This window comes from Psychroserpens sp. (assembly GCF_036960315.1).
Lineage (GTDB): Bacteria > Bacteroidota > Bacteroidia > Flavobacteriales > Flavobacteriaceae > Psychroserpens.
The window spans coordinates 217,062-239,028 of the sequence record NZ_JBALVR010000004.1 but is presented as its reverse complement, the minus strand read 5'-3'; the positions used below and the strand labels follow the sequence as shown (position 1 = coordinate 239,028).

The following is a 21,967-nucleotide window of genomic DNA, read 5'->3' as shown; positions in this document are numbered from 1 at the left end:
AGTGCTTTTTTTATATCTTTGGTTTTGCCTCAAGTCTTTTAATTAATAATGTTAAAAGATATGATAAAACCATTTTTGCTTTTTCTACTGGTATCTCTGTTCTTAAATAGCAGTCATTCTCAAAATACAATTCAACCAGATGAGTTCAAAAAAGTAAGTATTGACTCTAGTCTGTCATGGATGAAAAGTAATACTGATAATGTAGATGTTTTCCACACTATAGGATTGCAAACATTAAAGCGTGCATTACAAAATCAAGATTCTAATACACTTGCTGAAATTCATGAAGAATTAGCGAATTGGCATGGATATAACGGTTTATTTTCTCCTGACTCTGTTGTATACCATTCTGAAAAAACACTGATGTATTATCAGAAAAGTAATAATAAAACTAAAGTAGCAGATACCTACAGAACTTTAGCCATTGACTATATTAACACAAGACAACTTGAAAAAGCACAAGACGTATTATTTAAAGCCATTTCCCTTTATGAAGAACTTGAGAATACAGCTGGTTTAGGAAATGCTTATCGCACCTTAGGTACACTTCATGAGGTTTTGGAGGAACCTAAAGAATCTATTAAGTATACAAATAAAGCCATTGAAATATTTGAGAAAAACGAGAACTATCCCCTGCTCGCTATAGCTCAATTCAACCTAATAAAAGGTTATGGGAATCTTGGCGAGTTTGAGAAAGCATACCTAGCTGCTGAGTACTGTTTAGAAATTGTAAGAACTAAAGCCCAAGAAGAGATTTTCGTTCCTGTTAGAGCACTCTCTTATCGAGGAGAAGTGGCTATAAAAGCGAAAGATTATAAATTGGCATTAGAAGACTTTACTCAGGCTTGGGAACTTTGTGTTGCGAATATTGGTGAAGAGCGTTGTGCAACTTATAGAACAGAAATTGGCCAAGTCTATTTATTACAAAACAATTACACAGAAGCCTTAAAACATCTAAAAGTAGGTGTTACTGCCTATGAAGCACAAGGGCAGACAGGTATCGTACAACAATATTTGGATTTATCAGAAAGCTATAAACAATTAGGTGACTTTGAGAACGCACTCCTGTATAAAGATAAAGCTAATGAAAACATAAAAAACACTTTAGAAAGTAAAATTGCAAATCTTGAAACGGAGACTATAATTAAATATGAAACAAGGAAAAAGGACGACGCACTTGAAGCACAAGAGGCTTTACTAAAACAAAAAGGAAGAGTACAAACGCTTATAATAATCATTGCAAGTTTATTAGCAGTATTATTAATTGCGATGCTTTATTTTTTCAACAAAAACAAAAAAACTACTCGTCTTATTAAAGCCAAGAATTCAGAAAACGAATTACTTCTTAAAGAGATTCATCATCGCGTAAAAAATAATCTTGAATTAGTTAAAAGTTTAATTTCATTACAATCTGCTGAATTAGAAGATTCGGCCACAAAAGACGCCATGATAGCTAGTCAAAACAGAGTGCAATCTATGGGACTTATTCATCAAAAACTTTATCAAGGTGCAAATTTAGGTAGCATCGACATGAAAGACTATTTCGTGAATTTAAGTGATGGTATTTTAGACACCTTTAATGCTGAAGATAAAATAAAGGTCGAATGTGCAATGGAGCAATTAGAACTTGATGTAGACACCGCGGTTCCAATCGGACTCATTGTAAATGAATTACTCACAAACGCTCTAAAATATGCATTTCCAGAAAAAAGCAAAGGAAAAATTGAAATCAGTTTAAGTCAACCTAATCCAGAAACCCTCACCTTAAAAGTCACCGATAATGGTATTGGCAAAACAGCAGATACCACTTCAAAGGGAACTGGATTTGGGACTCAACTTATTAAACTACTAACCCTTCAACTTAATGGTGTTATGGAAGAAAAAAATGACAACGGCACAGCTATATTATTTCAATTTAAAACTAAGACAGCAGCGTAATACATCCGGCAAACAAATTAGGACATGTAAATCTTAACTTTTTTTGTTAAAGCAATGTTAAATCTGTGAGTATATTTTTACTATCTTTATGTTTCCCTAAAGTCTATTAATTTGCTATGTTGAAGACTTATGACCAAAACATTGACACTTTTATTTGTACTTAGTACAATTTTAATATTTACTCAAAATTCGAATCCAACCAAATTAGAAGGTCTAATGGATTGGCTAGAAACGAATGTAAATAGCTCAAAAGATTCTACTGAATTGGGCATAAATTCTAGACAAGCTATTCTTCTTTCTAAGGAATCCAATAATCAGAATACGCTTGCACGCTCCTATAGATATTTGGCTATTTATCATAAAGAATATTCTAAACTAGATTCTGCTGTACACTATCTTAATAAGGTAAAGGACATTTACACCAATCAAAAAAGCGAACTTGATCTCGCTCATACGCTCATAGAACTTAAAGGGATTTATACTATAAAAGCAGATTACAACCAAGCTAAAATTTCTGCATATAAAGCTTTAGAGCTTTATGAGAAATTGAATAATCAAAAAGGAATAGCTCAGAGTTTCGCTCATATTGGAGATTTATTATACTATGAAAATAATTATAATGAAGCCATTAAGTACTGTGATAAAGCCATTTCCATTCAAAAGAAAATTAATGCTAAAGAAGATTTAGCACTCACCTACCGTTTTAAAGCTAATAGCCAACTATTTACTGGTTTTGATTTAGAAAATGCATTGGATAACATAAATGCATCCATAGATATATACAATGAATTAGGAGAAACAGGGATACCAATGATGGCATGTATAAATTGGAGAGGAAACATTTATAAATATATGGATCGATATGAAGAGGCCATTGCAGATTATCAAACCAATTTTGATAACTCGAAACAGATGGGACTTGATCGCTATTTAATTCCCTCATTAGGAAATATTGGTCATGTATATGTGATGCAGGGCAAGTATGGGAAGGCTCTTCCTTATAACCTTCAAGCTATTGATCTCATCAAAAAAACTGGAAGAACTAGAAATTTATGGGAGAACTATATGCATGTTGCAGAAATTTATGAATCGCTTGGTGAGAATAAATTGGCTTTGTATTACCATCAATTATATGCTTCAGAATTAGAAAACTTTAAAGATAATATTATCCTAAGTATAGAAACTGAGGCGCAAGCCAAATACGAAGTTGGTCAAAAAAATGCTACGATTTTATTTCAGGGTGAAAAAATCAATCAGCAAAAACGCACAAAAGTTTTATATGTCATTTTGTCTTCATTATTAGTAATTATTCTTTTCAGTTTGTTTTATAATTATAGAAAAAACCAAAGGCGAAGCCAACAATTAGAAGCATTAAATATTGAATTAGACACAAAGAATCAGCAAAATGAATTACTCTTGAAAGAGATTCATCATCGTGTAAAAAACAATCTTGAATTAGTAAAAAGTTTGATTTCACTCCAATCTGCCGAATTAGAAGATTCAGCTACAAAAGATGCTATGATCGCAAGTCAAAACAGAGTGCAATCTATGGGAATTATTCATCAAAAATTATATCAGGGTGAGAATTTAGGAAGTATCGATATGAAAGACTATTTCATCAATTTAAGTGATGGTATTTTAGATACGTTTAATGCTGAAGACAAAGTAAAGGTCGAATGTGCGATGGAACAATTAGAACTCGATGTAGATACTGCCGTTCCAATCGGACTCATTGTAAATGAACTCCTCACAAATGCCTTAAAATATGCATTCCCAGAAGAGAGTACAGGGAGAATTGAAATTAGTTTAACCCAATCAAACCCAGAAACCTTAATGTTAAAAGTTGCTGACAATGGTATAGGAAAAACAACGGGAGCTTCACCAAGAGGTACAGGTTTTGGGTCACAACTTATTAAATTACTTACTCAACAACTCAATGGTATTATGCAAGAAAAACATGAAAATGGGACTTCTGTATTATTTGAATTTAAAATTAAATCAGCCGCGTAAATGAGTACTCCAATAAAAATATTGATTGTAGAAGACGAGATGATTATTGCAGCAAACATCTCATTGCAACTTACCACACTAGGCTATGATGTTATTGGAATTGTTCCAAGAGCAGAAGAAGCACTAATTTGTGTTAAACACGACGAACCCCATATTGTACTCATGGATATTAATTTGAAAGGAGATTTAGATGGTATAGAAACCGTAAAACTTATTCAAAAAACTTATGACGTTGCTGTAATTTATTTAACTGCCAATACAGATGAAGTACATTTCAATCGTGCAAAGGAAACGAATCCTTATGCATTTATTTCAAAGCCATTTAAAAAATTAGACTTACAACGCGCTATAGAACTAACATTAAATCGTATTGAACAGGAAAAAAATAATCCTAAAGAAGTCTCTCATGCAAATTCATCTCCATTTTTATTAAGTGATTGCATTTTTGTAAGACATCATGAAAAAATGGTCAAGGTCGATATTAAAGATATTTTGTACATAGAAGCTGAACGAAATTACTGTCGAATCTATTCTAAAGGCAAAGAATATTTATTAGTAATGACTTTAAAAGACATGGACAAAAAACTACCAAATAAACATTTTTTAAGAGTCCATCGTTCATTTATTGTGAACTTATCACAAATAGACGAGATTGCTAAAAGTCATATTGTGATTGCTAAAAAGGCTGTTCCTGTTAGTAAATCTTTGAAAGAGGAGTTGCTCAAAAGATTACAAACCATTTAATTACACTGAATTCAATTACTTCCTGATTTTACCGATAAACAAATTGATTGTTTCGGACACTAATTAACACCATTCGTCCCATATATATATTATAACTAAATGATAATGACGTACTTGTTGTTATGATTTAAAGCGATTTTAATAATGAAAAAACTATCAACACTTTATGCAATTAGAAAATGCTAATAGGCTAAACGTTTGTGAAGTGAGCAAAATAACCCAGTAATTTTTTAAGCTTTACAGCCTCTAGAATATCACTGATTCAGTAAATAAGTAAAGAAAATAAAAAAGATTATCTTTAGGTAAATTCTTACCCAAGTCTTATAAACTGGCAAACCACCTAAGAAAGCAAAATATTAGTTCCTAAATCTAATTGCAAACCTTTAATAACATCTGATAGTAAAAGTGGAATTAAATGAAATCAAAACACGTATCAAACTCTAAAACAAATAAAAAATTGGAAGGTGAATTGTTGTTAACACCGGAAGAACTACTCATAAAATTAAAACAGAGAGAGACTGAACTCTCTCTAATTAATAGTGTTCAACAAGCTATAATGGCTGAAATGGATTTGCAAGAGATTTATGATCTTGTAGGCGATGAAATCCGTGAACTCTTTAATGCTCAGGTTGTTGGAATTTACACCATTGATATAGACAAAAACATGGAATATTTTCATTATCTATATGAAGATGGCGCACGTATTTTCCCGAAACCTAGAGAGTTAGACAAAGTGAGACAATTATTAGTCGAGACGAAAGAGTTAATCTTAATCAATGAAAACTTTCCTCAAAAAATCGCAAATATCATAGGTGTACAGCCCAAAGCAGTTCCTGGAACAAAGCTTCCAAAATCAATTCTATTTGTACCTATGGTTATAAGAGGTGACGTTCGAGGCTATGTAAGTCTTCAGAATTTGGATAAAGAACACGCATTCAATGACACAGAAGTACGACTTTTAAGCACACTAACCAACAGCATGAGTTCGGCCTTAGAAAACGCAAGGCTGTTTAATGAAACTGAGCAAAATAATGCAGAACTAGCAGTAATCAACAGTGTCCAAGAAGGTTTAGCGGCTGAAATGGATATGCAAGGGATTTACGAGATTGTAGGCGATAGACTGAGAGATCTTTTTGATGCACAAGTAGCTTCAATTGCAACTTTTAATTATAAAAATAATACTGAAGAATTTCAATACTTTTTTGAAGATGTTAAGCATTTTAATTTAGAGCCTAGGGCAATAGATAAAGTTCGGCAATTAATAATTGATACTCAAGAGCTTCTCTGTATTAATCAAAATGCCGATGAAATATGGACCAAAATTACAGGTGAGGAGCCTACTGTTATTCCAGGGACAAAACTTACTAAATCGATACTTTATGTACCAATGACAGTTGGTAATGAGGTGCGTGGATATGTGAGTCTTCAAAACTTGGATCGTGAACATGCTTTTAGTGATTCCGACATTCGCTTGCTTAGTACGCTTACTAATAGTATGAGTGTCGCCTTGGAAAATGCTCGTCTTTTTAATGAAACAGAAGAACGAAATGCAGAGTTGGCAGTTATTAATAGTATACAAGAAGGCTTAGTAGCCGAAATGGATATGCAGGGGATATATGATTTAGTAGGCGATAAAATCCAACATCTCTTTGATGCTCAGGTTGTTGCTGTTTCAACTTTTGATCACGAAAATAAAAAAGAAAATTTCAAGTATCTATATGAGAATGGCCAAAAACCGGAGGCAGGATCACGTGGTATAGATAAAATAAGAGAAAAACTTATTACCAGTAAAAAACTCATTGATATTAAACAAGATACTAAACAAGCTTATATTGATATCACTGGAAACCCACCAAAGTCTGTTCCAGGTACAGAGTATCCAAAATCAATGGTTTTTATTCCGATGCTAATTGGAGACACTGTGCGTGGTTATGTTTCGCTTCAAAATTTGGACAGAGAACATGCGTTTAGCGATTCTAATATAAGTTTACTAAGTACACTTACAAATAGTATGAGTGTCGCTCTTGAAAACGCTCGTCTTTTTAGTGAAACCGAGCAACGAAATGCTGAATTAGCTGTAATAAATAGTGTGCAAGAAGGCTTAGTGGCTGAAATGGACATGCAAGGAATTTATGACCTAGTCGGAGAAAAAATACGAAATCTTTTTGATGCACAGGTTACCGGAATCTACTCTTTTGATCATGAATCAGAGCTTGAGTATTTTCAATATTTGCATGAAGATGGTGAGCGCCTACATCCCGATCCTCGCCCATTTACGTTAATCCGACAATGGATTATAAAAAATAAAAAGATGCTTCTCTTCAATGAAAATGCAAATGAAAATATTTTTAAAGTAACTGGAGAAGGAGATGTAGTTGTACCAGGAACCCGTCTCCCAAAATCGTTAGTTTTTGTTCCCTTGATTGTAGGTGATGAGGTAAAAGGCTGTGTTAGTTTACAAAACCTTGACCGAGAAAACGCTTTTAGCGATTCGGATGTTCGTTTACTAAGCACACTCTCCAATAGTATGAGTGTTGCTTTAGAAAATGCAAGACTTTTTAATGAAACGGAACAACGAAATGCAGAACTCGCTGTAATTAATAGTGTGCAAGAAGGCTTAGTGGCTGAAATGGACATGCAAGGAATTTATGACCTAGTCGGAGAAAAAATACGAAACCTTTTTGATGCACAGGTCACTGGAATTTATTCCTTCAATCATGACTCAAAAATGGAAGATTTCCATTATTTATTTGAAGATGGTGCTCGATTATACCCTAAACCTCGTCCTTTAAACCAAATTCGTAAATGGATTATTGAAAATGCCTCGCTTCTTTTGGTTAATGAAGATGCTGACAATGTTATTTATAATATTACTGGAGAAAAACATGTTGCTGTTCCAGGGACTCGCTTACCAAAATCCATGCTATTTGTTCCTTTAATTGTTGGTAGTATTGTAAAGGGATGCGTCAGCTTACAAAATTTAGATCGCGAGCACGCCTTTAGCGATTCTGATGTCCGCTTACTAAGTACACTCGCCAATAGTATGAGTGTCGCCCTAGAAAACGCACGACTTTTTAATGAAACTGAGCAACGTAATGCAGAACTTGCTGTAATTAATAGTGTACAAGAAGGCTTGGTTGCCGAAATGGATATGCAAGGTATTTATGATTTGGTAGGTGATAAAATTAGAGACCTATTTGATGCTCAAGTAACAGGGATTGTTACATTAGATTCTAAAAAAGAAACAGAACGATGGCAGTATATTTTTGAAGATGGAAAACGGTATTTCCCAGACGATCGTAAAATTGATTTATTGAGAAAAAAAGTCATTACTGAACGGAAGGCATTACTTTTAAGTGAAAATGCAGCTCAAACTATTTCTGAAATAAATGGAAAACCTCACCAACCTGTCCCAGGAACAAAAGCAGCAAAATCCGCTATTTTTGTACCTATGCTTGTTGGTGATGTGCCATTAGGATATGTTACACTTCAAAATACAGACAGAAATAACGCTTTTAGTGATTCTGATGTAAGCTTATTAAATACGCTTGTTAATAGTATGACCGTTGCTCTTGAAAACGCTCGTCTTTTTAATGAAACCACACGTCTTCTGGCTGAAACTGAGCAGCGTAATGCAGAATTCGCAGTAATTAACAGTGTGCAAGAAGGCTTAGTTAGAGAGATGGACATGAAAGCCATTTATCATTTAGTTGGCAGTAGAATTTGTGAAGTAGTAAACACGCAGACACTTATTATTAGAACTTTTGATCATGATACTGGTTTAGAACATTGGGATTATGCTGTTGAAAATGAAGAACAATTGGTAAGCGAGCCAAGACCTTTAATTTGGGCAAATAAAAACCTTATTAAGACTAAAGAATCACTTCTTATTAATGAGAATTATGTTGAGACTGCTGAAAAATATGGAGACACAAGAAAAGGAGTTAGTGAAGGCTTGCCTCCAAAATCTGCCATCTTTGTACCAATGCTAGTTGGAGATATTGTAAAAGGATCTGTGAGTCTTCAAAACGTTGAAGAAGAAAATGCATTTACAGAATCTGATGTTCGTTTATTAAGTACCCTTACAAACAGTATGAGTGTTGCATTAGAAAATGCACGTCTTTTTAATGAAACCACAAGATTACTAGGTGAAACAGAACAACGAGCTTCAGAATTACAGACTGTAAATAGTATTAGTAAGGCGATGGTCTCTCATCTAGAATTCGATTCACTTGTTAAAATGGTAGGCGATCAAATGCTTAAGACATTTAAAGCAGATATCGTTTACCTCGCTCTGCACGATCGTAAAACAAATATGCTTCATTTCCCATATATTCATGGAGAAACGGCAGAATCAAGACCTTTTGCTAATGGTATTACAGAAAATATAATATTAGAGAAAGAACCGTTACTCATTAATCAGAATATGGATGAGGCTTATACTAAAATTAAGGCAGATGTTAAAGGACAAATGGTACAATCTTTTTTAGGTGTGCCTATTATAACAGGCTCTGACGCTATTGGAGTAATTAGTATACAAAGTACAGAATTAAAAAACCGATTTAATGAATATGATCAGCGTTTGCTTACAACCATTGCTGCAAATCTAGGTATTGCAATTCAAAATGCAGAAGCGTATCAGAAATTACAAGCTGCACTTACTGAGCTTAAAGCGGCACAACAACAACTAGTTCAGTCTGAAAAAATGGCATCGCTCGGTGAACTTACCGCTGGAATAGCACATGAGATTCAAAACCCTTTGAACTTTGTCAATAATTTTTCAGAAGTCAGTGGTGAATTATTAGAAGAGTTAGAAGACGATATAAAACCAAAACCTGATTCTGATATTAATGATATTATTACCGATCTAAAACAAAACTTGGATAAAATAAACCATCATGGAAAACGTGCTAGCAGTATCGTAAAAGGAATGTTAGACCATTCCAGAACGAGCAGTGGCACAAAAGAACTCACTGATATTAATGTTTTAGCAGATGAATACCTTAGGCTGGCCTATCATGGCCTTAGAGCCAAGGATCGTTCCTTTAATGCAAGTTTTAAAACCTATTTAGACGAAAATTTACCTAAGACAGACGTTATACCCCAAGACTTTGGAAGAGTCATCTTAAACCTAATTAATAATGCATTTTATGCTGTAAGCAGAAAAGAAAAAGTAGCCCCTGATGATTATGTGCCAACTGTATCGGTAAGTACAAAATCTGTTGACGGTGTCATTGAAATAGAAGTAAAGGATAATGGCGAAGGAATTTCTAAAGACATATCAGACAAAATTTTTCAACCTTTTTTCACTACAAAGCCGTCTGGAGAAGGTACTGGACTTGGCCTATCATTGGCTTACGATATTGTAACAAAAGGTCATGGTGGCCAATTAATAGTCGATTCTAAAAAAGGAAGTTATACAAAGTTTAAAATTCTTTTACCAATAAAAACTAAATAGAAAATGAAGATATTAGTCGTAGACGACGAAAAGGATGTGCAAGTCCTTTTTCAACAACGTTTCAGAAAAGAAATCAAAAGCGAGGCATTCAAATTTGTATTTGCATTTTCTGGAGAAGAAGCATTACAGACATTAAAAAAACTGCAACATGAAGCCATATTAATTTTATCCGATATCAATATGCCCGGAATGAGTGGCCTAGAATTACTTGAAAAGATTAAAAATGAATATGTCCAACCATCTCCAATTGTTATGATGATTACTGCTTATGCGGATCAGGAAAATTTCAGTACAGCAAAACGTCTTGGAGCAGATGATTTCTTAACCAAACCTTTAGATTTCATTCTTTTAAAAGATAAACTTAAACAACTTACATGATGGCTAAAATACTGGTAGTAGATGACGAAACTGATTTAGAAGTCCTCATAAAACAGAAGTTTCGTAAAAAAATTAGGGAAAAAGAATATGAGTTTGTTTTTGCAATAAACGGAAAGGACGCCTTGAATAAGGTTTCCGAGCAACCAGATGTTGATATCGTACTTAGCGATATCAATATGCCAGAAATGGATGGACTAACCTTACTAACTAAGTTACATGAGGTTACCCCTTTAATAAAAGCTGTAATCGTTTCTGCGTATGGCGACATGTACAATATCAGAACAGCCATGAATCGAGGTGCATTCGATTTTATTACGAAACCTATCAACTTTGAAGATTTAATCATAACTATTGAGAAAACACTAAAACATGCAAATCAATTAAAAGAGACCCTTAAGGCTATAAAAGAAAATAATATTCTGAAAATGTATGTCGATGAGAATGTCCTCAATTTCATGGGTAATCATGAATTTGAATCTACTATAATGGCAAATGAAACCATTGAAGGAACCGTAATATTTGTAGACATCTGTGGTTTCACATCGATTAGTGAGAATACACCACCTGACACTGTTGTGGCAATGCTTAATACCTATTTTGATGTTATGGTTAAAGAAATTATAGCCCAAGACGGACTTATAGATAAGTTTATAGGTGATGCCGTTTTAGCAGTATTTCGTGGAGAATATCATTTAGATCGTGCAATCGATGCTGCCTTGGCAGTAAGAACTCAAATAAACAAATTACCAGCCATTAACGCAAAGCATCCGTTTAAACCAAAAGTTTCTATAGGTATAAAAAGTGGTGAAATGATTTCAGGAAATATTGGTTCTGTTAATTTAAAGCGATTAGATTTTACGGTTATTGGAGATACGGTAAATACTGCTGCAAGACTTCAAGATGCTGCAAAGGAAAACCAAATAATAATTAGTGAAGCCTGTCACGAACATATTAAGGAATCTTTTGTGTGCGAAAACCTTGGAAGCATTAACGTTAAAAATAAGGCATTACCAATGACTATTTACAATGTTGTAGAATAGCCTAATCGCATCAATATTTCAACAAAAAATTACTAATAACCAACCAAAAGCCTTAAAATGGAGACAAAAAATATAAAAAAAGATTTTTTAAAAAACAAAAACCTTTTTTTAGCTGAAAACCCTGTTTTAAGATACTTAACATTTTCTGCACTATATATCGCTCAAGGAATTCCTGAAGGCATTACTTTTTTTGCCATTCCTGCATGGCTTGCCATGAATAATAAAACACCCATGGAAATAGCAAGTTTTGTTGCTGTTATTGGAATTCCATGGAGTTTCAAAATACTTATTGCTCCGCTAATGGACCGGTTTACAATACTATCAATGGGTCGTAAAAGACCATGGGTCATACTTGGGCAATTAGGATTAATTGTAAGTTTTTTATCTATTGGTCTTGTACATGATCCTTTAAATAATTTAAATGGGTTAATGATTGCTGGTTTCTTTATTAGCTTTTTTGGTGCCTTCCAGGATGTCGCCACAGATGGTATGGTAATAGATGTAGTACCAATAAACCAACAAGCCAGAGCAAATGGGTTAATGTGGGGCGCAAAAATTATTGGAACTGCCCTGTCTTTGTTAATCGGCACTATTTTAATTAATAGGTTCGGTTTTTCCATAGCCATTTCTTCCTTATCAATCGCAGTAGCTTTTATTATGCTCGTTCCCGTTTTTTTTAGAGAACGGCGAGGTGAAAAACTGATGCCTTGGAGTAAAGGCAAGCCATCTAAAGAATCTGCAGAGGCTCAACTAAAAAGTTGGAAACAAATATTTCAAAGCGTTTTTAAAGTCATTATTTTACCATCAACAATTATTATGGGTATTGCAACCATAATTAATGGTGTTATGTATGGATTAATTGACACTCTTTTACCAATTTTTACGATTCAAGAACTAGGATGGACAAATACGTCTTATTCGGAAGTGTATTCAATTACTTCCGTTGTTGGTGGGCTTTTTGGTATGTTTGTAGGTGGCGCATTGGTTGATTTTTTTGGTAACAAAAAAATGATAATAATTTACTTAATTATAACCATAATATTAATATGCGGTTTTGCCTTTTCATCTCACTTATGGGAGAATGATAAATTCATATTTGGCTTTATTTTGCTTTACTATTTATTTTACACATTTCTTTGTATTGCCATGTTTGCAGCTAGTATGAAATTGTGTTGGCAAGTTGTTGCAGCAACTCAATTCACATTTTTTATGGCACTTTCTAATATGGGTCGTGCTCTAGGCTCTGGACTTGTTGGAACCCTCAAAGAAATTATGTCTTGGGATTATCTTCTGCTTTGTGTAGCTATTTCACCATTGCTAACTATATTCTTTATAAAATTCATAAACTTTAAAAAGCAGCAAAAGTCTATTGAAAATTTTAAAATTTAGACCTCATAAATGACCGAATTGAAATAAATAGATCATTTACTTCTTTTTTTAGACGAAGAATATTTTAGCAGAAGTTCCAGGAAAAGATGCAAAATTCGCTATTCCTGTTAGTGAATATTTGAAAAATGAGTTACTCAAAAGACTACAAACCATTTAATTACACCTAATTCAATCACTTCCTGATTTCACTGATAAACAAATTGATTGTTTCGGACACAAATCAACGCCATTCGTCCAACATCAATTTTATAATTCAATGATAATGACGTATTTGTTACTAAGAGTTAAACAAATATTAATCAACTATTAATTATGAAAACTATTAAAACAATTTTATTGGCAGCATGCGCTTTATTAATGCTTCCTTTTACAACACTGGCTCAAGAAGACGAAAGCTTTTTATTGAACACGACAGCGTTCACTATAAAGTTTGGTCATGGAGAAAACTTTACTGATGGCGTTAAAAAATGGAATAAATGCTACAAAGACAATAACGGAACCGCAACATGGAGGGTATGGCATCGTTTACAAGGTAAAGGTAATGTGTATATTCTTGCTTCGAATATGCAAAACTGGGCTGAAATGGATGAAAGTGATCCTGCTGGAAAAGCATGTCGATCAACCGCATTAACTTTCATTACACCTCATATTGAAAGTCGCGAAACCAATATAGCTAGATCTATGCCTAAGGTGAGTCGTAAAGAATCAATTGAAGGCATGTCTATTGTTTGGGTAACTAGCTTTACTGTTAATGATGGCACCGTGTTTAACGAAATTCTTGGTGATGTGAATTCAACTATAAGTTCTAAGGAGGGTTTCAAAAGAGGGTATTGGTATCGGGTTTTGGGTGGAGAAGGCGCTAATTATTTTGTATCAACTCCTTATAAAGACTTTGCTGATTTAGATAAAGATACTGCTGGTGTTTGGGAAGTATATGAAAGTGTACATGGTAAATCTAAAACTAAAGACGTACGTGAGAAATTTAGAGCAACATGGGATAAAATATGGAGCTACACCTATACATTGGATAAAGATTTAACCATGAACTAAAATTAAAATATAAAGGTATTGCCAAAGTATTGGCAAATCATTAAGAGAAGATGCATTTTAAGATAACCCTATTTAATCGATTGGGCCGTTCAGTCACTTCCCTTAAATAACAATTTAAAACAGGTAGAGACGGTTTTTTGTGGGGAGAATTCGTGGTAATTAAAAGATTTCTAATTTAGTCTTTTAAAAAGCAAATCAACCACTACGATTACCGTCTACCTTTTTTTTATTTATCAAAAAAACAATCAATTATTTCCTACACAAAGACATAAAAAAAACAGGAACCATAGGGGTTCTGGCATTATTAAAAGTGATATTACTTCACTATCAATAAATACAAATTTTGATGTAAAAGTGTCTACAATTGATATTTTCAAAAAAAGAGAACTAAGAACATCTTATGGAATTAGAGCGTTCTGAAAACCTATATGTTTGCGAAATAGGTTCTAAAAAAAAATTAGACCTTTATGAATTCACTAAAGACTGTGATCTCGTTATTTTCATTAATCCATCAGACTTGAAATTTTAAATCTTTCAAACTTAGAAACATTTATCAGTCCAATTGTTTTAGTCCATTATGTGAGCATTCATGACTGTAAACCAACCTTAAAACAATTAACCAACTTAACAGATATAACAACAATGAACAAATCATTTTCACCTTTAAAATCTTCTGATCGTATACAATCTCTTGACATTATGAGAGGATTTGTGCTATTAGGAATACTATTAATGAACATTAATGGCATGGGGTTAGCAGGAGCCTATGGAGATCCAACAGTTACTGGTGGTGATGCTGGATGGAACCTCGCAACATGGATTACAACAAATCTTTCTTTTGAAGGCACCATGAGAGCACTTTTCTCGCTGTTATTTGGCGTCGGCATGTTCATCTTTATGGATAGGCTAGAAAAAAAAGGAGCAGGAATAAATGCAGCAAATATTTATTTTAGAAGACTTCTATGGTTACTCGTTTTCGGTTTAATACATGGATATTTATTGCTTTGGACAGGCGAAATTCTATATGATTATGCTCTAATGGGGTTTTTAGTGTTTTCATTTAGAAACTTGGCTCCTATTAAGTTAACGTTTATTGCAGTAATACTATTTTCAATTGGCACCTTATGGAGTTATTCAGATTACAAAAAGGATATAAAATTTGTCGAAGACGTCGCACTTGTAAAAACATATAAATCAGAGGGTAAAGCATTATCGAAAGAACTTCAAGAAGTCGATATGAAATGGGAAAAACGGGAATATAAAAGATCTGCTGATGGTATTGAAGAATATAATACTAATATGCGTAAAGGGTATTTAGACGTGGTAGCCTTTCTTGCTCCTGAAAATAAAGACTCAGACAAAGATTGGATTTACAGGTATGATTTATGGGATATCCTAAGCATGATGCTCTTAGGTATCGCACTGTTTAAATGGAATATTCTTTCGGCTGAAAAATCGTATAAATTCTATAGTATAATGGCTGCTTTTGGGTATTTGATTGGACTGAGTATAAACTATTTTGAAGTTCATTCCATTATGGAAAGTAATTTTTCACTCCTAAGCTTTTCTAAAGCAAATATTACCTATGATTTAGGAAGAGTTCCTGTTGCCATTGGCCATGTTGGTGCAATCATGTTGTTTTGCAAATTACCCATTTTAAAATGGTTAAAAACCAGTCTTGCTGCTGTGGGTAAAATGGCTCTAACTAATTACGTGATGCACTCGGTTTTTGCCATGTTTATTTTTACAGGTGTAGGTTTTGGGCTGTTTGGAACTTTCCAACGTTATGAATTATTATACATCGTATTTGCGATATGGATTTTCCAACTAATCGCAAGCCCAATTTGGTTAAAATATTATCAATATGGACCCTTAGAATGGATATGGAGAAACTTAAGCTATTTAAAAAGGCACCCTTTTAAGAAAGAGCGTTAAACAACCTCAAATCTGTTTACAATAGTGTTCTTTAAGAAAATAAGAGAATGGATCAAATAAATACCTCATCATGTAATATCGAAATAGAAGAAGGGGTTCTGAAACAAAGCAGCTACATTAAAAGTGAAATTTGACAACTAATAAATTAAAAACCAATTAATTATTTTCGAACCATAGACTTGAAGTTGACATCACTATCCTCTCATTATAAAAGAAACGCAAGATATACATCTTGCGTTTCTTTTATCTTTATATTTTATACAGGAACTAAAATGAGATATCTATTTCTAATTATCTGTACGATTGCAATGTTGAGTTGAAAAAAGAGCATCCTGCAAATCCACTTGATAAAATTCTTAATTCAGAGCATCCTGCAATTAAAATAGTTATAAATAATTTAGAAGAACATGAAGTTCAAATAAAAGTATCTGAAATTATAGACTATAATGCGAATAAAACAGAGGAAGTCGTTCATAGCTTTCAAATCGATGATAAGAGTTGTTTTTATCCAGCCAGTTAGATTTATTCCCTATTGCAGTATTAGTTTTAGAAAAAGTTAATTCTATAGAAGACATTATTAGCAACATCCCTTTTTTAGTTTAAGGCGATTCTGTTTTTTCTACTATACGAGATAATGTAATAGCAATTTTTGCTATTAGTGATAATGAAGCTTATAATCATTTGTATGAGTTTTTGGGTCGTGACTATATCAATACCAAATTAAAAGAAAAAGGTCTTCATCCTTTACAAATTTCTCATCGATTGGAGTCTGAAAATGCAGAAAGCCCAAACACAAAACCTACTATTTTTAGAACCTCAGATTCTATGAATTATATGCAATCGTCTATACTAGGTTCTCAAACAGAACCAATCAAATTAAATAGACTTCAAAAAGGAAAAGGTTTTTGTAAAAATGACACTTTGGCAAATGCTCCAATGGATTTTTCTAAAAAAAACTATCTGCCAATTTCGACATTGCACGATATGATGAAGCGTGTACAATTTCCGAAGGCATTTGAATTAAAAAACCAATTTATATTGAACGATAAAGATCAAGAATTCCTTCTAGATATTATAAAAATAGTACCAAGAACTGTTGGCTATTATCAAGATGAATACTATGATGACTAAGTCAAATTCTTTATGTATGGTGACACTAAAGAACGTATGCCAGACCAAATTAGCATTTCAAATAAAGTAGGCTATGCTTATGGCTACTTAAAGGATTGTGAATTTATTCAAGACCGAAAACATGGTATTTCATTTATAATCACTGCCACGATACATGTAATTACCGATGGTGTTTTCAATGATGATGTTTATGAATACGAAGCTATTGGTATTCCGTTTTTAGCACAAGTTGGTCACCAACTCCATCTTTATTTAATAGAAAAACAAATGCATTTAGATGCGCATAGTGACTAATTATTTATGTTTTTAAGAGGTGTATTCATCCAATAAGAGTTAGCGATCTCAAGATTATTGACCTTGGCTTCTGATAAGGGTTTATACTTGAGAATAAACTCCAAATTGCTTGGTTTTAGTTTATTCTCAAATACGTCTTGAGCGAAAAATTCTCTGAACTGAGAGGCTTCAATCTTTGGTGATTTTGAAATTTTCCTATTGGTAATATCAAATACGTTCTTAATTCTAACATGAAACTCCTTCATATTGGTATGCTCATCAATAGTTTCGGGTAAACTCCAATCTGCTATGGTAACCTTTACGGTTTTTTCATCAACAATCTCAACAGCCTTCACCATGAGTTTTCTTTTTTGAAACTTAAACTTAAAATCTTTTCTGTCTACAGAATTCGTGTCGAGCCTATTATTAAATTTCACATAAAACGCTTGTTCATAAATATTGAAATCCACTTTTTCTGTATCAAACACAAACTGATCGCTAACAATAAATCGGTTATTAAATGTGATATAATTTAAATACATCAAACGCCCTTTAGGTTTGTATTCGATTTCAACCTCAAAAAGCGGATTAGCATTATTGATTTCGAGTACGCTGTACTCCAATTTATGAATTGCAAATTTGTCTTTAGCGATGTAAATTTTTCCGAGAGCACGATGGCTAGTTCCTACCAAACGCTTTTTGGCTTTAAAGCCAATCTCATAGATCACATCATCGTTAAGGTATACCTTCCTTAAGGTTTCAAATTCGTGGTTTTCTAAAAATTTTCGTTTAAACACATATACAAAAGAAAAACTAAGTTGTTCAAAATTCCGAATAGGATTATGAATGTTTAAAATCCCCAATTCGTTGCCGCCTTGACCAGACAAGGTTGTGTTTTTTATATACTTGGAATCCCCATCATATGCAGATAATAATGAAGAATCTCTAGGGAAATCTTTATTCTCCTTATAGCTCAATATAGCACTTTCGTTATAGTCGTCCATCATGATATCTGTATCGAATCCAGCATCAAAAGATTCGATAATAGCTTCATTTAAATTATAATATTGACCTCTAACTATTTGATAATCTCTATAATATCCAATTGAAGAATAAGATTCTTTTGGATAATTAATCGGAATACTAGCTATAGCTTTTTTCACCAAAGTATAAGCCTCAAGATCTTTACTTGTTGCCTTTTTACCTTTAATAACAACCTGATTCAATAACTCGATTTTCGGTTTTAATATGATAATATTGGTTTTGTAATCTTGCAAAGTAAAGGCTGCGACAGATTTTGTTTCATAGCCCAAACAAGAAATAACCAATGTGTCTTTAGACCTTTTAAATTGATAAGGGATTCTAAAATCACCATCAATATTGGCAATTACACCTTTACCACTATTCTTAAATTGAACCGTTGCATAAGGCACTGGGTAATCGGTTCCAGTTTCAATTATTTTACAGAATAATTCTTCAACAGCTTTGTCTTGAGAAAAACTCAGTGCAGATGTCAAAATAAAAACTATAAGAATTGGCCCGGAAACATTACGAATAAGAAGTAAAGGATGAATTTGTTTTAAAAAGGCTTTAGGCATATTTACTGCTTTACTGTTCCTCTAAAATGGTTCAAATTTGGATTGATAGGATTTCCTGAGGATCTTCGAAAAGACGCTATCTGACCACAATGCCAAATTGCATCGGCAATTGGTCCATTTACCTGATTCCAAAACGGAATTTCATTTGATCCAAAAATAATTTTGTACTGAGAGATATCATCGCTTGCTCTCAAAATATCTGCAGCAGTTTTTAGATTGATCAAAGCTTGTTTACGTTTATCAGTATAAGTCATTTCCGACTTGTCCACTTTACCATTTGCTTGCTTTAATGTTGAATTTACTATGATATAAGATAAATCCAAAATATGACCAATCGTTTCACCAGTTGAACGAACATCTTCATTTGGTTTATATTCCAAATCTTTTTCTGTTAATCCTTCACTAGCCCAATAAAAACGAAATCCGAGAGCATCAACCATTCGTGCTGCCATGGTTCCGGCTGTAAATGTTTCAGGATATTCTGGCACTTCGTAATATGGCATTTTTTCTTCGGAAACCTCTTGTGCAAATGACACAGAACTTAGTAATAAACTCAGAACAATTAGTGTGTTTTTAATCTTAGGTGTTTTCATATTAATCTCTTATTTCTTCTGTATTAGAAATCGTCTGTGTTCCATATGTATCCATCAAATAAACCAAAGCAGTCATCGATGCAGCTCCTAATTCTAACTCACGTTTATTCACATGTTCAAAGGTGTCGTTTGCCGCATGGTGATGATCAAAATAACGTTGTGAATCTGGACGCAATCCAGCAAGAACAATATTGTCATTCTTTAAAGGTCCAATATCTGCACCACTATAGCCTTCTTCAAAAAAGTGAATTAAATAGGGTTTAAATAGCGGCCTCCAACTCTGAATTTTAGCAAGCATCGTTTCGCTACAATCAAAACTAAATCCTCTAGGTGTAAATCCGCCAGAATCACTTTCTAAAGCAAATACGTGGTTTTCATTTTTTTCTTTAGCGACTTCGGCATATTTTTTTCCTCCTCGTAAACCGTTCTCTTCATTCATAAACAAAACCGCTCTAATCGTTCGCTTAGGTTGAATTCCACTTTCTTTCAACAGTCTTAACACATCCATTGATTGCACAACTCCAGCTCCATCATCGTGTGAACCATCGCCTAAATCCCATGAATCTAGGTGTCCGCCAACAACAATAATTTCATTTGGAAACTCACTTCCAGTAATTTCACCAATCACATTGTAAGATTGTACATCTTTTAATTGTTTGCAATTTTGCTTAAAAAAGAAATTAATCTCTTTATTAAGTGCTAACATTCCGCTTAATAATTCGGCATCATTAGTACTAATCGCTGCTGAAGGAATTCGTTGATTAACTGGCAAGTCTCCATAACCCATACTTCCTGTATGCGGATAATCGTCCAATCTCAAACTTAGAGAACGGACAATTGTGCCAACGGCTCCATACTTTGCAGCTTCTGCTGCTCCTGCATAGCGTTCTACAGAACACCCTCCATAAGCTTCAAACGTATTGATTAAATCAGCTTGCATTGGTCGGTTTATAAAAACAATCTTTCCTTTGATATTCTCTTCACCTAAAGCGGCTAATTCCTTGTAGGTTTTGACTTCTATAACTTTAGCTTTTATACCTTGGGGCGGTGTCGCTACAGAACCACCAAGTGCGCAAATATTAACATTTGTAGTCGCTCCAGGAGTCGTTTCTATATAAGCAAATTCAGGAGCTCCTCTTACCCAACGAGGTACCATAACGGGTTGCAACCAGACTTTATCCAGGCCTAGTTTTTCAAATTCCTCTTTGGTATATTGAACCGCTTTTTCAGCATTTAAAGAACCCGATAGTCTACCACCAATTTGATTGGACAAGTGATCCAACCATTGATAACTCATACCATCAGTTAATGAGTTTGAGAATATTTTTTTAAGATTTTCAGCATCTGTTTGTGCCGAAATTTGGAATGTAATTATGCAGAATAAAATAGTAAGCAATTGCTTCATATAATGGTGTTTTTCAATGAAACCTCAAGATACTATTTTAAATACTTACGAAATAAAAATTCGTCTTAAAAACTGACTATTCGCTCTCAAGTTGTTTTATGTATTCGTCGAGATGGGATTTAACCTCATCTTCTAATTCGGGCTCGACAATATCCTTATACTGAATAAGTGTATCATATAAAATTCTAGCCAAGATATATCGCGCAGTTGGTTTATCATCTGCAGGAATTGTATACCAAGGTGCATGATCTTTAGATGTTCTATTTATAGCATCTTCGTAACAGTCTTGATAGTCATCCCATAGCTTACGCTCTTTTAAATCGCCTGGTGAGAACTTCCAGTTTTTTTCTTTTTTCTGAAGTCGTCTTAGCAATCGGTTTTTTTGTTCATCTTTTGAAATGTGTAAGAAAAATTTAAAGACGATAGTTCCGTTTTCGGCGATATGTTTCTCAAACGCATTGATTTGATCAAAACGCTTATCCCAAAATGCATCATTTACATCATCTATTGAATTTACATCAGGTATATTCTCTCCTAAAATATATCCAGGATGCACTCTTGTAACAAGTACATTTTCATAATGTGTTCTATTGAAAATCCCAAACTTTCCGCGAGCAGGAAGTGCAATATAATGTCGCCATAAATAGTCGTGTTTGAGCTCTAATTCTGTAGGTACTTTAAAACTATGGACAACAACACCTCTAGCATTAAAATCTTTAAACACTTCACGAATTAAACTGTCCTTTCCAGCAGTATCCATACCTTGAATACATATTAGAACTGCATATTTACCGTGAGCATAAATCGTATTTTGAAAATCGCCAAGTGCTTCTCTAACATTTTCTAATTCCTTTTCAATTTCTTTTTTATTGGCTTCTAAATCAAAAGTGGTTGATATTTGATTTAAAGTTATAGATTTGGTAACCTTAAAATCATTTATCTTTATTTTTTTCATTTTAATCAAATTTGATTTCTAAATATAAAAATAAACTTTAATAGTAATTAAATTATTTTGAATAATCGTC

The 21,967-nt window shown here is 33.4% G+C and carries 16 protein-coding genes; 12 read left to right on the top strand and 4 right to left on the bottom strand.

Annotated features, from left to right (window positions below):
* Positions 1-60 precede the first annotated feature (60 nt).
* The 12 genes from V7719_RS09135 (at position 61) to V7719_RS09080 (ending at position 17,367) form a co-directional block, all read left to right on the top strand.
* A complete protein-coding gene (locus V7719_RS09135; protein ID WP_335729585.1) occupies positions 61-1,938 on the top strand; it encodes a histidine kinase dimerization/phosphoacceptor domain -containing protein in 1,878 nt (625 codons plus the stop codon).
* A 129-nt stretch (positions 1,939-2,067) separates the two neighbouring features.
* Positions 2,068-3,948: a tetratricopeptide repeat-containing sensor histidine kinase gene (locus V7719_RS09130; RefSeq protein ID WP_335729584.1), complete on the top strand. Its 1,881-nt coding sequence runs from the start codon at positions 2,068-2,070 to the stop codon at positions 3,946-3,948.
* Positions 3,949-4,692, top strand: coding sequence for a LytR/AlgR family response regulator transcription factor (locus tag V7719_RS09125; protein WP_335729583.1), 744 nt, complete (start codon positions 3,949-3,951; stop codon positions 4,690-4,692).
* Positions 4,693-5,107: 415 nt separating this feature from the next.
* The gene (locus tag V7719_RS09120) at positions 5,108-10,150 is read left to right on the top strand and encodes a GAF domain-containing protein (RefSeq protein ID WP_335729582.1); all 5,043 of its coding nucleotides are present in this window, start codon (positions 5,108-5,110) and stop codon (positions 10,148-10,150) included.
* Positions 10,151-10,153: 3 nt separating this feature from the next.
* A complete protein-coding gene (locus tag V7719_RS09115; RefSeq protein WP_335729581.1) occupies positions 10,154-10,528 on the top strand; it encodes a response regulator in 375 nt (124 codons plus the stop codon).
* The gene (locus V7719_RS09110) at positions 10,525-11,568 is read left to right on the top strand and encodes a response regulator (protein WP_335729580.1); all 1,044 of its coding nucleotides are present in this window, start codon (positions 10,525-10,527) and stop codon (positions 11,566-11,568) included. The genes V7719_RS09115 and V7719_RS09110 overlap by 4 nt, the downstream gene beginning before the upstream one ends.
* A 57-nt stretch (positions 11,569-11,625) precedes the next feature.
* Complete coding sequence (locus V7719_RS09105) at positions 11,626-12,957, top strand: MFS transporter (RefSeq protein ID WP_335729579.1); 1,332 nt, start codon at positions 11,626-11,628, stop codon at positions 12,955-12,957.
* Between the two features lie 312 nt (positions 12,958-13,269).
* Positions 13,270-14,007: a hypothetical protein gene (locus tag V7719_RS09100; RefSeq protein WP_335729578.1), complete on the top strand. Its 738-nt coding sequence runs from the start codon at positions 13,270-13,272 to the stop codon at positions 14,005-14,007.
* 642 nt (positions 14,008-14,649) lie between these two features.
* Positions 14,650-15,942, top strand: coding sequence for a DUF418 domain-containing protein (locus tag V7719_RS09095; protein WP_335729577.1), 1,293 nt, complete (start codon positions 14,650-14,652; stop codon positions 15,940-15,942).
* Positions 15,943-16,258: 316 nt separating this feature from the next.
* Positions 16,259-16,462 carry a hypothetical protein gene (locus tag V7719_RS09090; protein ID WP_335729576.1) on the top strand — a complete coding sequence of 68 codons (204 nt, stop codon included), beginning with the start codon at positions 16,259-16,261 and terminating at the stop codon, positions 16,460-16,462.
* A 104-nt stretch (positions 16,463-16,566) separates the two neighbouring features.
* Positions 16,567-17,073 carry a serine hydrolase gene (locus V7719_RS09085; protein ID WP_335729710.1) on the top strand — a complete coding sequence of 169 codons (507 nt, stop codon included), beginning with the start codon at positions 16,567-16,569 and terminating at the stop codon, positions 17,071-17,073.
* 12 nt (positions 17,074-17,085) lie between these two features.
* A complete protein-coding gene (locus tag V7719_RS09080; RefSeq protein WP_335729575.1) occupies positions 17,086-17,367 on the top strand; it encodes a hypothetical protein in 282 nt (93 codons plus the stop codon).
* Here the strand turns inward: V7719_RS09080 and V7719_RS09075 are convergent.
* The 4 genes from V7719_RS09075 to V7719_RS09060 all read right to left on the bottom strand — a co-directional run bounded on the left by V7719_RS09075 (position 17,364) and on the right by V7719_RS09060 (position 21,897).
* Positions 17,364-18,944, bottom strand: coding sequence for a carboxypeptidase-like regulatory domain-containing protein (locus tag V7719_RS09075; RefSeq protein WP_335729574.1), 1,581 nt, complete (start codon positions 18,942-18,944; stop codon positions 17,364-17,366). The two genes, V7719_RS09080 and V7719_RS09075, sit on opposite strands and share 4 nt — an antisense overlap.
* A 2-nt stretch (positions 18,945-18,946) precedes the next feature.
* Positions 18,947-19,537 carry a hypothetical protein gene (locus V7719_RS09070; protein ID WP_335729573.1) on the bottom strand — a complete coding sequence of 197 codons (591 nt, stop codon included), beginning with the start codon at positions 19,535-19,537 and terminating at the stop codon, positions 18,947-18,949.
* Position 19,538: 1 nt separating this feature from the next.
* The gene (locus tag V7719_RS09065) at positions 19,539-20,942 is read right to left on the bottom strand and encodes a M20/M25/M40 family metallo-hydrolase (RefSeq protein WP_335729572.1); all 1,404 of its coding nucleotides are present in this window, start codon (positions 20,940-20,942) and stop codon (positions 19,539-19,541) included.
* A 76-nt stretch (positions 20,943-21,018) separates the two neighbouring features.
* Positions 21,019-21,897, bottom strand: a complete 879-nt coding sequence (locus tag V7719_RS09060; protein ID WP_335729571.1) for a PPK2 family polyphosphate kinase — start codon at positions 21,895-21,897, stop codon at positions 21,019-21,021.
* Positions 21,898-21,967: the final 70 nt, after the last annotated feature.